This is a genomic window from Psychrobacter jeotgali, assembly GCF_904846315.1.
GTDB lineage: Bacteria > Pseudomonadota > Gammaproteobacteria > Pseudomonadales > Moraxellaceae > Psychrobacter > Psychrobacter jeotgali.
In genome coordinates this window covers 1,339,320-1,352,048 of record NZ_CAJHAF010000001.1, presented here as the reverse complement: position 1 = coordinate 1,352,048, position 12,729 = coordinate 1,339,320, and the positions used below count along the sequence as shown (strand labels likewise).

General features: G+C 41.8%; 7 protein-coding genes and 2 tRNA genes. 2 read left to right on the top strand and 7 right to left on the bottom strand.

The window, feature by feature from the left end; all coding sequences use genetic code 11:
- Positions 1 to 233: 233 nt before the first annotated feature.
- The 7 genes from JMX18_RS05360 to JMX18_RS05330 form a co-directional block, all read right to left on the bottom strand.
- Positions 234 to 2,747: a DUF3141 domain-containing protein gene (locus JMX18_RS05360; protein WP_201585370.1), complete on the bottom strand. Its 2,514-nt coding sequence runs from the start codon at positions 2,745 to 2,747 to the stop codon at positions 234 to 236.
- A 105-nt stretch (positions 2,748 to 2,852) separates the two neighbouring features.
- The gene (phaC, locus tag JMX18_RS05355) at positions 2,853 to 5,039 is read right to left on the bottom strand and encodes a class I poly(R)-hydroxyalkanoic acid synthase (RefSeq protein ID WP_201585368.1); all 2,187 of its coding nucleotides are present in this window, start codon (positions 5,037 to 5,039) and stop codon (positions 2,853 to 2,855) included.
- Between the two features lie 235 nt (positions 5,040 to 5,274).
- Positions 5,275 to 5,844, bottom strand: coding sequence for a phasin family protein (locus tag JMX18_RS05350; RefSeq protein WP_201585366.1), 570 nt, complete (start codon positions 5,842 to 5,844; stop codon positions 5,275 to 5,277).
- Positions 5,845 to 5,948: 104 nt separating this feature from the next.
- Positions 5,949 to 6,710, bottom strand: coding sequence for an acetoacetyl-CoA reductase (gene phbB / locus JMX18_RS05345; protein WP_201585364.1), 762 nt, complete (start codon positions 6,708 to 6,710; stop codon positions 5,949 to 5,951).
- Between the two features lie 415 nt (positions 6,711 to 7,125).
- The gene (locus JMX18_RS05340; RefSeq protein WP_201585362.1) at positions 7,126 to 8,859 is read right to left on the bottom strand and encodes a BCCT family transporter; all 1,734 of its coding nucleotides are present in this window, start codon (positions 8,857 to 8,859) and stop codon (positions 7,126 to 7,128) included.
- Positions 8,860 to 9,111: 252 nt separating this feature from the next.
- A tRNA-Asp gene (locus JMX18_RS05335) sits at positions 9,112 to 9,188 on the bottom strand.
- A gap of 51 nt (positions 9,189 to 9,239) precedes the next feature.
- Positions 9,240 to 9,315: transfer RNA gene (locus tag JMX18_RS05330), tRNA-Val, on the bottom strand.
- Positions 9,316 to 9,708: 393 nt separating this feature from the next.
- On the opposite strand from JMX18_RS05330, the gene JMX18_RS05325 reads away from it, so the two are divergent.
- Positions 9,709 to 11,346 (top strand): cardiolipin synthase, encoded by a 1,638-nt coding sequence (locus JMX18_RS05325; protein WP_201585360.1) that lies wholly within the window; start codon positions 9,709 to 9,711, stop codon positions 11,344 to 11,346.
- A 34-nt stretch (positions 11,347 to 11,380) separates the two neighbouring features.
- Positions 11,381 to 12,727, top strand: a complete 1,347-nt coding sequence (locus JMX18_RS05320; protein ID WP_201585358.1) for a tetratricopeptide repeat protein — start codon at positions 11,381 to 11,383, stop codon at positions 12,725 to 12,727.
- The last annotated feature ends 2 nt before the right edge of the window (positions 12,728 to 12,729 follow it).

The following is a 12,729-nucleotide window of genomic DNA, read 5'->3' as shown; positions in this document are numbered from 1 at the left end:
TCAAGGATTAAACCGTATTTTTACTTAATAATATTCTCTAACTATAGTGTTGCGCATATAGTCAAAAAATACTATTGTGGTTTTCCACATTATTAGTAGGGATTTAAGTTTTTTTAAGAAATATAGACAAAAAAACCCCAAGTAAATAAATACTTGGGGCTAAGCTTGCTTAAACTTAAACGTTTAACTGAGTTTGAACTTGATACATATCTAACTTAGATATACTATTGCCTTTAAGCCAGATCAGCATCCGATAAATTTAATTCAGATTCGATACGTTTCTTTATAGATAAGATATCAAGGTCTTGCTCGACTAATTTTTCACCAACCACGTAACGCACCAATTTAAGGGCTTTAACACGGTCGGTTTTGGTTTTCAATAGAGTACTTAAAGTCTTAATAGACTCATCTTCAGCAAAACGAACGATGATCGTTTGAGTACGTATCATGGACGCTAGATCCGCTTGTGGTATATGCTTAAATGGCTCTTGTTCAGTAAGCACTTCGGTCAAGCGAAGCAGCTGGTTACGGTCTATATTGTTATCAGCAACAATATTACCTAAGATCAGCATACGTACTACAGCTTCATTAAAGCCGCCTTCGGTAATCTTTGCCAAAGCTTTATCAACTTTGGGCAGTTCATGTAGCGAGTCTTCATTGAGCAGGCGGCGCGAGCCTACTGGCTTACCATACTGGCGGAACCAAGGCATGGACCAAATACCGAAAAACAGTCTTTCTGTATATCTACCTTGCCAATCACGCCAGAAGTCGAGAGTCATTCTTACGCTGTCCATGAACATTTTCTCTACCTGCAAGAATAGGTTATCCTGCTGGAGAGATTCAATAGCGGGTAGTTTAGGTTTAGCATAAAAACTATAAGTCTTCTGTTTTTTTGCAGGAACATAGTCCTCACTTTGTTTTTCCTCAAGACGATCAGTCATAGTTTTGCTTAAATTGCTAGCTACGGTCGCCAGCGGATTGTTGCTACTCCATAGGCTACGTTGAAGTCTTAGTGGGTGCAGGCTGCGTAGTATTTGAGCAGAGGTCTCATTACTCATAGCCTTTATTAAAGGGCGTAAGTTGTGCTCATAAGCTTGCGTCTGCGACATAGAGTAGCGATGGACAGCTTTAAATGCCTCTTCATCTGTCCGGTCTTCTCCGATGGCTGCCGTTAGATCCTCAAAGGTACGACGCTCAAGATCTACTGAGAAGGTCTTGTCTTGGCCCGAACCTTCCATATTGGTAATATCCATCTCATAAAGACCTGGCGGCAGCACTTCGATCATATCCATGATGGAGGCAATACCTGTATGCTCATGGTTGGCTATTTTTGAGCTAACAAAGATACCCAAATGACCTACTTGTTCATGAATCATATAAATGATGCGTTGACCGCAAATCTCAATGTCTCTCTCGTCAGTATAAGCATCCAAAATCCAGGCTAATGCTTGTGGGGGCGGAGTAATGTCATCACCACGTGAAGCGAAAGCTATAAGAGGTGCTTTAACATTACGTAGGTCAATATTTACTCCCTTTTCGAGCTGCCCTGTGTTACGAGCAATACGATTACCAATAAAGATGTTTTCTACAATCCAACTGATTTCCTCATCATTCATTAAGAAAAATCCACCCCACCAGCGCTCAAAATCGAGAAAACGCTGACGGTTAGCCAGTGGGTTCTTGTATAGATCGTAATACTTTCCTATATAGTTACGATAGGGAGTCATTTGTTCAAAGTTATGAACCAGCCAAGCGCCATCGAATACGCCATTATTCATATCAGCGCTAAGCATAGATAGCCAGGTTCCTCCATTGACACCAGCTTTATAGCGCATGGGGTTGATGCCAACCTCACCGCTCCACGCTGAAACCGGCGCACCATTCATAACAATAGGGCCGGTAATATCTGGATTGGTAGCTGCTAAGATGAGCGCTGCCCAGCCGCCTTGACAGTTACCTATAAGGACGGGCGCTTCAGCCTTAGGATGCCTTTTCTGTACTTCACGGACGAATCTTCCTTCTGCATAAGTGACGTCAGCGATGGTTTGTGTTGGCTCTGGAAGACGTTTAAATGCCACAAAATAGACAGGGTGGCCTTGATTAAGCGCTACCCCGACCTGACTTTCATGCTTAAAACCACCGATGCCAGCACCATGACCCGCTCTAGGATCAATAATGATGTAAGGGCGATTGTCCTCGTTAGTAATCACTCCTGCAGGCGGCGTTATTTTTAGCAGAACATAGTTGGATGGACGCTCGAACTCACTGGCATCCATAATAATTTCATAATCATAATCTAGGACTGGTGGGCACCCGGCTTGTTCATGCTCAAGAAAAATGTCACCACGCTCCTTGAGTACATCGGCGGTTTGCAAGAGGCGTTTGCTACTGTCCGCACTATAGCTTAGCCACTCTTGCCACAGCCTCTCAGGGGTATAGGTTTTTTGCCAGCTTTTAACGATAGCGTTACTATTATCATTCAGGGTCTGTACATTCTCTTGAATTTGTTGCTGGTTTTGCTTTAGATGCTTTGACGTTACTTCAACTAACAAGCTAGCACTATCTTCCATATAGTGTTTTTGGCGGTTAATATCATCCGCAGTCATTTCAGCTTTATAGAAATGGTTATTAACCATATCATGAAAGCTGGGTAGTGTACCTGTAATCCTATGATGGGGATTGTGGAGACTTTGCCACACTTCGGCTTTGTCTGGATTTTCGATGTTTTCTTCAATAATATCTGACATGAATTTTTCCAATTTTGATGATTAGGTAATGCTTTTATGTGATTGAGTATGACACGCCTCTGCAGAGCAAGTTACTAAGTTATTGTTAGCAAACATGAATAGCATTTAGCTATTAACCGAACGCAGTGCCTCATCAGCTCTAACGTGTACGTATTTCCCTGGAGCGTCATCTAGTACATGCCACTCTTTACCTTTATAATCTATACCAGGTTGTCTACTATCTACTTTGTCTGTGCTATGTTCATTAATCCACTCTCCCCAGTGTAGCCACCAGCTTCTATCCTGCTTTTCAGCTTCGGCATACCATTTATTAGGCTCTGCTACATAATCTTCATGAGCATAAAAGCCATATTTACCGGTAGGTGGGTTGATAATACCGGCGATATGACCGGACTCGCCAAGTACAAAAGTAACATCGCCGCCAAGTACTTGCGTGGCTTGATAACTACCTTTCCATTTAGCAATATGATCTTGTAGAGTAGCTACAACATAACTCGGCGTAGTCACTTTGGAGAGATCTATTTTCACTCCATCAAATGCTAGCTTACCTTTTTCGATCATCTTATTGCCCATATATAGCTCACGCAGAATAAAGCTGTGTAGGGCAGCGGTAACGTTGGTGCAGTCAGAGTTCCAATATAAAAGATCAAAAGGCACAGGACGCTCACCTTTTAGGTAGTTTTGTACGTAATAATTCCAGTATAAGCTGTTCTCACGTAATAAGCTAAAAGCAGCGCCCATCATGCGTCCATCGAATACCCCTTGACGCTTGCCTTCTTGCTCAAGAGCATTGACCGTACGCTCGTCAATAAAGACGCCTAAATCACCGGGGTCACTAAAGTCAAATATAGTCGCCCAAAAAGTAGCGCTAGCAATACGATCTGCCTGCTTGTTTTCGGTCAACCAAGATAAAGTTAGCGCTAGGAGCATACCGCCGATACAGTAGCCAATGACGTTGGCATCAGGCTCACCAGTAATCTCTTGAACCACGTCTAAAGCAGTAAGTAACCCCTCGTGCATGTAGGTTTCCATACCGACGTCTTTATAGGTCGGATTGGGGTTGGCCCAAGACATAACAAACACACTGTGACCTTGGTCCAAGGCCCAGCGAATATAGGAGTTCTCTTCTTTTAGATCTATGATATAAAACTTATTAATCCATGGTGGCACGATTAACAAGGGGCGTTTATGAGCTTTGGCTGTAGTTGGCGTGTATTGAATCAGCTCAAACATACGATTACGAAATACCACTTTACCGGGTGTTGTAGCGATGTTCTTACCCAGTTTAAAAGCATCGTGATCGGTCATACGGATACTAAGTACTTGAGCGCTTTTCTCCATGTCTTCTGCTAATTGCTGAAGTCCTTTGATCAAATTTTTTCCACCTGACTCCATGGTTAGCCGCAAAACTTCTGGATTACTCCATAGAAAGTTACTCGGAGCAATGGCGTTTAACCATTGGCGGGTGAAAAAAGACAAACGTTGGCGGGTTTTTTCATCGATACCTTCAGTATTGTCGATGGCATCCATAACCCCATTGACAGTTAGCAGGTAGCTTTGTTTTAAAAAGTCAAAAATAGGATTTTTTGACCAGTCTTCATCTGTAAAGCGTCTGTCCCCTTTTTCTGGAGAAACTAGAGGATCGGTTTGATTGCCTAACGCTTTCATCAAAGTGTTTTGATACAGTTGCAGCTGCTGTTGCCATAATTCCGTTTGTTGCTCAGCTAAGGCGGTTGGACTTTTGTCAGTTACTCCAGTAATAAAATGTTGCCAGCCGTCTACAAGGTTAAACATCAGCGATTGACTGATATTGCTACTGTTGCCTTGGCTCGTTCGCTTTAACGTTTCACTAATAACTCTTTGGGTAAGCTCGTTAAGCGCATTTATATACTGGAAGGCATTTTGACTAGAGTTGGATTGTACAGTTTGATTCTGCTGACTGGTTTGTTCATTTTGCTCTGAATTTGGTGTTTGCTTGGGGCTCATAAAACCACTGAACTGGCTCATGGAGTCTTGCCACAGTTTCATATTGGCTTCAAATGGGTTTAAGGCTTGCTTAGGTGTATGAGGATCAGGTTGATTAAGAACAGCTTGATTAAAAAAAGACTGGTTCAATTCATTAATTTGATTCAATTGATTTAAATAATACTGGCCAAAACTAGTGAAATCAAAAGAATTGTTGGTTGCGCTATGACTCTCATTGTCTTGGTTTTTGCTGTCTTGGCGTGAGTCGTGTGGATTAGTTTTGGTATGGTCTTGGTTTGAGGAATCATCAGATCGCTGGTTGGTCATATTGGCATCCCTGTTTATATTTCGGTTATACAAAAGAGCAGGTACATACACTGCTAGTACAATAGAAAAAAGGCGGGAAAGTACTTGCTAACCCACCTCTTAAATAGTTGTAATCATTAAATATTACCACTACATGAGTATCATGATTATGTAATATTTCGCTGGTGACAGTCGATAGGACGGCAATACCAACGATTAAGTTTATTGATAATCACTATGTTTATAGTAGTTATAATTATTTATTAGCAGACTTTCCAGTATTAGTGCTACTGCTACTGGTATTGCTACTACTATTAGTCTTTTTAGTATCGGTATTTTTACTGGTAGCCGCTTTTGCAGCTTTTGAGGCTTGCTCAGTCGCTTGCTCAGCCATTTTGCTCATATTTGCTGTATATTCTTGAGCTGTCTTCGAAGCTTGGTCTGCCGTTTTTTGCATATTAGCTTGCATTTGCTCGTTAGTTTGACCGTAAACGTCGCCCATAACCTGCATAATCTCATCATGCATGCTACTACCAAGCTCAGTCATACGCTGTGCATCTGCTAGCATTTTTTGACTGATATTATTAATCATTTCAGCTTGTTTGTTACTGAAGTTCTCAGCAGACTCAGGAGAGTCTATCTCAGAAACTTGACGCATATTCTCTAAACCCATCTCTGCGTAGGATTTAATAGTGTTGAGTGAGAACTCGGTCATCATTTCAGCATTTTTTAAAAAAGCTTGATTCAGTTTGGTCCAAGGTTCGAACATCTTTTGGGTGCTCTCATTGAACTGATTCATATAATCTTGAGGGGTCTGCTGTGACATGTTATTTCTCCATGTATTAGGGGTTAAAAGTAAATGAGGGGTAAAGGGATTAAGTAACATACTCATTAAATGAGTGGTTAAAAAGATACTACTTAATGTCTGTATTAAGACATATATTGGCCGCCGTTAACTGATATAGTCTCACCGGTGACAAATACAGCTTCTTCACTGATAAGGTACATACAAGCGGCAGCAATTTCGTTTGGGCTTGCCAAGCGATTCATCGGAATAGTTTGTTTGATTTTGTCCATAATGTGGTCGGGTACACTTTCTACCATAGGGGTATGGGTGTATCCAGGAGCGACCACGTTTGCGGTTACCATTGATGAGGCACCTTCATAAGCTAGGGCTTTGGTAAAGCCAATAATACCAGCTTTAGTGGCAGAGTAATTTGTTTGACCATACTGACCACGTAAGCCATTTATAGAACTAATATTGACAATGCGTCCTGTTTTTTGTTCAAGCATTTTGGTAAAGACCGGATGAACAACGGTGTAGAGAGAAGTTAAATTGGTATCAATGACTTCTTTCCACTGCTCAAAGCTCATTTTTCTAAAGCTACTGTCACGAGTGATACCTGCGCCATTTATCAAGGCATGAATAGTATCATACTTATCAATAGCTTGCTGAATGGCTGCCATTGCTGTTTCGTGATCGCTAAGATCAACGGCCACAAATTCAATGTTGTCCGAATCGAGTTTGTTTTCTTCACACCATTTTTTGGTACGCTCTGGATCCTCTTTACTTAAGGTCGCGATAATATGGTAATCAGCCGCTAGTAGTTTGTCACAGATAGCAGTACCAATGCCACCAAGTGCCCCTGTTACTAAAGCGACCTTTTTGTCTGATACATTTGCTTGTGACATAGTCAATCCTCTCCATAATTAATAAATGTAGCACTCAGTAAATGAGTTTACAGCTGTACTTCATAGTATCTCATAGTAAAGCCCATAGTATTGTTAACAATCCATTATAATTTGTATGGAATTAGTTTTAAAGAAACAACAAAAGTTTTTAATGCCATGCTTTCGTGAAGGTAATATGAAGGGGTGTGAAGACGCTAGCCGTACTAGCTATATTATCGATGAGATTAGGCAAATAGATGGTTAAGTGAGGGCTATAGGTATATTCAGTAAGCTTGGCTGCTAGACAGTAAAAGTGCAGTCCTTAATCAAATGAATATCCACCTGCAGTTTTCTTGCTACATACACTGTCACTTTGATTTAAAAAGTAAAGCATTGCTTATATTAATCAACATAAGCAATACTTTAGTTGCCTTTATTACTTTTTCGCTCGCATACTATTTAAAATCAAAGCTTTTAGTAAGCTAATCGCCATTAAAATAATAATAAATGAGAACGGGATAGCAGCAATAATCATTGCTGAGGTAATGGCATTGAGTCCGCCAGCTAATAATAAAGCAGCTATCACAGCGGTCAAAGCCACAATCCAGATCAAGATATGTTTGGTTCTATCTTTGACTTTGATCTCGCCTGCTGCATTGATGATATTGACGACTAATATCGCGGAATCAGCCGAGGTGACTAAGTAGGTGAGTAGTAGTACAACGACCATAACAGATACAGCGATAGCCATAGTGGGCTGCAGCATAAAGCCTATAATCTCAAACAGCTGCGCAGTCACTCCTGAGTCAAATATCTGACCACCAGCGATACCGCTTAGCTCCAAATCAATACCCGTACCACCAATCAAAGAGAACCAAATAAAGAGCGTCAGGCTAGGCGCGACGATACCAATTAGGCCAAACTCGCGAATGGTACGGTTTTTAGAGATACGCGCCAAAAACATACCGACAAAGGGCGCAAAAGCAATCCACCATGCCCAATAAAAAATAGACCAGCTAGTCTGCCAACCACCAAGCTCAGTATTCGGATCCCATACGGTAAACATCATCGCCGGTAGATTAATAATATAGTTAAAAATTCCTTTGCCGAGCATCTCTAAAGCAAACATCGTTGCGCCAAAGATTAAGAAGAAAGCCAGCAGCAAAATGGAGAGTACCATATTGATATTACTGAGCCATTTTACGCCGCGGCCCACTCCTGACAGCGCAGAGGCAGTCGACAAGCACATGACTATAAATAAAGACAATAAGAGCGCGCCCGTCGTTGGTTCAGGACTCACCGCACTCGTCACCAGCCACTCAGCACCAGTGATACTGTATAAGCCTGAGGCAAAAGTGCTCAGACCCACTCCAATGGTTTGCGAAATCCCAAAGATAGTGGCAATCACCGCTGAGATATCAATGATATCGCCAAGCTTACCCTCTAAGTGCTTACCAAATAGCGGGTTCAATGCTGAGCGCATGGTCAAGGGCAGGCCACGGGCATAACTAAAAAATGCCAAGCAGATACCCACTAAGCTATAAGTCGCCCAAGCACTAAGGCCCCAATGCAAGAAAGAGTAGCGATAAGCGGCAGTTAAAGCTTCCTCGCTTCTTGGCATCACCACGCCCTCAACAGGTGCTATGGTATTCGCGGCGATTTGCTCTTGATAAACTGCAAAGACATCCGCGCCTTCAGGTAGCCTAATACCGTTATTGGTTAGCGCCGTCACAATCAAATCTTTGGACATGATAGTTTCGGGGTTACTGGCCAGATGCCAAAGTGGTTCAGCGGCACTGTAAGTCAATACTCCAATACCAATGCCCGCTCCAAAGATCATAGAAAACCATGAAAAATTCGAAAACTCAGGCCTGCCATTGGGGTCAACTCCAAGCTTGGTACGCCCAAATGAGGGCCACAATATAACCGTTAGGCAGACAACAATATAAAAGGCGATAGCGTAAGTGTAATATCCATTAAGATTGGCATAGGACCAATCTTTTATAGCGCTAAGCGTCATACCGGAGCGCTCAATATCACTCAGTATCCAAATGACAACTAAGGCGATTAAGGCAAGTGAGGTCAAGACCACGAAGCGATTAAAGCCTTCAAAAAAACCGCTATCTTGAGTTTTGATATTTAACTTTTTTGATGGAGAGTGAATAGCCATAGCTGTTCCTCAATATGCAAAACGAATTACATATTTTGATTATTTAGTGAGAAAAGACGAGCCAATGGCTTTTTTACATAAGCGCTTCTCATTTGCCAAATTTATTTGGTTCAATTGACTGGTATTAGATTGTTAAAGAGCGTTATTTCTTAAAATAAGTTAAAATTTTTTAAAACAAAAAAGCCCCAAGTAAACGAATACTTGAGGCGAAAAAATGTTGAAACCTTATGGTCAAATGTATTTTTTTAAATATGGCGCAGCGGACGGGACTCGAACCCGCGACCCCCGGCGTGACAGGCCGGTATTCTAACCAACTGAACTACCGCTGCTTATCTCGTACCTTAGCATCTTACTCCTAACAGAGCCCACTTGCTAATAAGTGGTGGGTGATGACGGATTCGAACCGCCGACATTCTGCGTGTAAGGCAGACGCTCTACCAACTGAGCTAATCACCCTAAGAAGCGTATAAAAAAGCACTGCTTTTTTAGCTTCGCAAGAGAATTTTCCTTAAAGGGAAAATTCTAAAAACTATAATATCTAGAGCTGTCACCCTCTAAATAGGATTTCCAACAGCTCAAAAGCTATTAAAGCCCCTTGCTGTGGGTGTGTATTATATACATTTACATTAGCCTGTCAAATACTATTTGATAAATTGAGCAAATAATTATCAATAAGCGTTAAGATAAGCTATTTATACGTGCTACCGTTACTCTCAAATAAGAAAGTACAGCCATTGTTATGAGAAACCGATTATCCTAAAGTCTATTTAAGATAGAATGGGCTATTAAAAGTATATTTATCAATTGAAACTAGCTGCTAACATCAACTTTAATATTTTATAGATCATTATGGAGACATACATAAACGTTTTAACTACTGGGCAGCAGTTTGCATCGTGGACATGGGGCAATTTTGCTGGGTTAGGTCTGATATTACATATTATCCTCATGGTGGTGATGACCTTGCGGATTGTATCGATACAGCGCAATATTGGGGTATCGATTGCATGGATAGCAGTGCTTTATACGTTGCCCCTAGTTGGTTTTATTGCTTATATCTTGCTGGGTGAGCCGATGATTGGGCGTCGCTATCGTGAGCGTATGGACGAAGCTAGTCTGTTGATGAGCAATATGGCAGCACGTGAGCGATTGATATTTGATCAGGGTCAAGACCTTATTCCTGATAATTATCGCGGGGTTAGCCTCATTGGTACTAGTAAAACTGGATTTGGGGTGTTCTCTGACCATAAAATGCAGCTACTAACTTCACCGCAAACGCTCTTTGATCGCCTTATTAACGATATCAATAATGCTAAGCGTAACATTTTGATAGAGTTCTATATTATTTATCCCAAAGGTCAGGTTTTAGACGTTCTTGAGGCTTTAAAGGCAGCAGCTAAACGTAGAGTAGAGTGTCATATATTGGCTGATAGTGTGGGGAGCTTTAGCTTTTTTAATAGTCAATCGCACCGAGAGCTTGAGCGGGCAGGGGTGTTTGTCCATCAATCCTTGCCCGTAGGCTTATTCAAGACCTTATTTAAACGTTCAGATTTGCGCAATCATCGCAAAATCATCGTTATCGATGGTTATATCGGTTATACCGGCAGTTTTAATTTGGTTGATCCTGAGTTTTTTAAACAAAATAAAAATGTAGGGCAGTGGATTGATGTCATGATGCGCAGTGTTAGTCAGCAGCCAGTGAGCATTTCGACGGCTATGACCAAGGTAGTGGTGACTGATATTAGCGCTGAGAGTAATGATAATTTGAATGCGCTCAATCAGCGTCTGAATAACTATACCCGTAAGCTTTATATATCGAATCCAACCATTAATGAGATTAATAGTCGAGTCAGGGTACTAAGCGATGAGCTGGATAACTATATCCCAATGGAGACCGGCTCGACCTCTATTGCGATACCGCAAAAGCCGGTAGTTGATAATGTCATAGCCCAGCTTATTCCTTCAGCACCGCAGCTCACAGGACATGTCATTTATAATACTTTAGTGACCCTCATTCACCGTGCTAATAAACGTATTCATATCACTACCCCTTATTTTGTCCCCGATGAAGCCTTATCAGGAGCGTTGATGACCGCTGCCAAGCGTGGTTTGGACGTCACTCTTATCATTCCTGAAAAGGTCGATTCATTTTTGGTGCAACATGCCTCCCAGGCTTATTATCAGGAATTGCTAGAAGCTGGAGTAAATATTGCGCTGTTTAGAGGGGGGTTGTTACATGCCAAAATGGTAGTGATAGACGATGATTACTGTTTGTTTGGCACCGTTAATATTGATATGCGCAGCTTTTATTTGAATATGGAAGTCAGTCTGGCCATTTATACCCCAGAGATGGTTGCTCAAATAGCGGATTGCCAGCAGGCTTATCTGCAGAACTGCCATTATTTACAATTAGAAGAGTGGCAAAAGCGGCCCTATTATCAGTATTTATTCGATAATGTTATCCGCCTGTTTAGTCCTTTGCTATAATTTTGATTTATATTTTGAAGGATACGCCGCTTTTATGTCTGCTAAATCAGCTACTGTGACAAAAACACCTATTGAAGCTATAGCGGATAGCTATTGGCAAGATTACGTAATGGTTCGTCCTATTGATAGCAGTTGTAGTAATAGCGTGGCTTACGAAACTGAGCTGAGGAGCTGTCAATTAGATGAGACCTTGATAAGCTTGCAGCGCGTAGATGATTTATTATTAACAATACGCCGCAATCATATCAAAGCGGGCACTTTAGTTGAAAAAGAGCTATTAGCTGATGAGCGTTATCGTCATTTATTATTGTTTTTGGCATTTTATGCAGGGCGCGTATTAGCGAAACAGTGGCAACATGTACCTCATTGGTATGAAGTCTCTGAGCTGCGTAGCCTTTATCCGCAACTGCCGCTAAGCGCTGATAATTTTTATCATCGAATGGCGGTATGCTATCGTAATGATGTTAACCACGATAACAGTAATGCTAATGCTAATGCAGAGCTATTTTTTGCTTTAGAGCCCATAGGGTTACGCTTATTTGGGAGTGTTGATAGAAAGTTCTTAGCGGTACAAGGCGGGCAGGTTGCCAATGGTCTCTATCAAGCAGTAACGGCACGTTTGCCGGCCACCAATCAAAATCTCCCTCCAGTAATCCAAGAAATACCAGCTTCAACTAATGATGGCGGCATCAAAGTACTAAAGGCGAAAATGACGCCTAATCACTCATCAATAGCTAAGCCATCACTTAAATCAGTACCGCAAGAGAAAAAAATAACGCCAACACCTGAGATATTCACGCAGCTATTAGTAGAGCTAGATGAGATTGAGATGCTGCAAAATATAGGCGATCATGACTATCAGCGCGCGCGAAAAGTTTTAGATCAATTTGAGCGTCATATAGCTCACCAAAATAAACCGCGCGCTCAAGTGCTGTTTGCAGCATCGCATCGAGAGGCTCGCCAGCAAGCGCTTAGTATTCTAAAACAAGCCGCTAGCGATGGTCACACCAGTGCCATGCTGCGTCTAGCAATGTATGAGTTATTAGGTGAGGGACTGCTAGATAATCAAAAGGCTAGCCGCGAAGCCGGAACGGCTTGGGTCAAACAGGCCGCTGATAAGCAAGATAGCCGTGCTCAGCGTTTATTAAGTAAAATGTATTACCAAGGCGTCGGCGTGCCGCAAGACATCGATGAAGGGCAGCTATGGCTCGAGCGCGCTGCTAAAAATGGTCATCTCGAGGCGGCTGATTTGATTGAAAAATGGCAGCAAGCCCAAACTCTTATCCTAACTCAGAAACAAGAACAGCACAGCATCAAGCGTTACCAGCTATTAATTGGGGCAGTTGTGGCAGGCTCGCTGTTGCTGATGGTACTTATATAGCC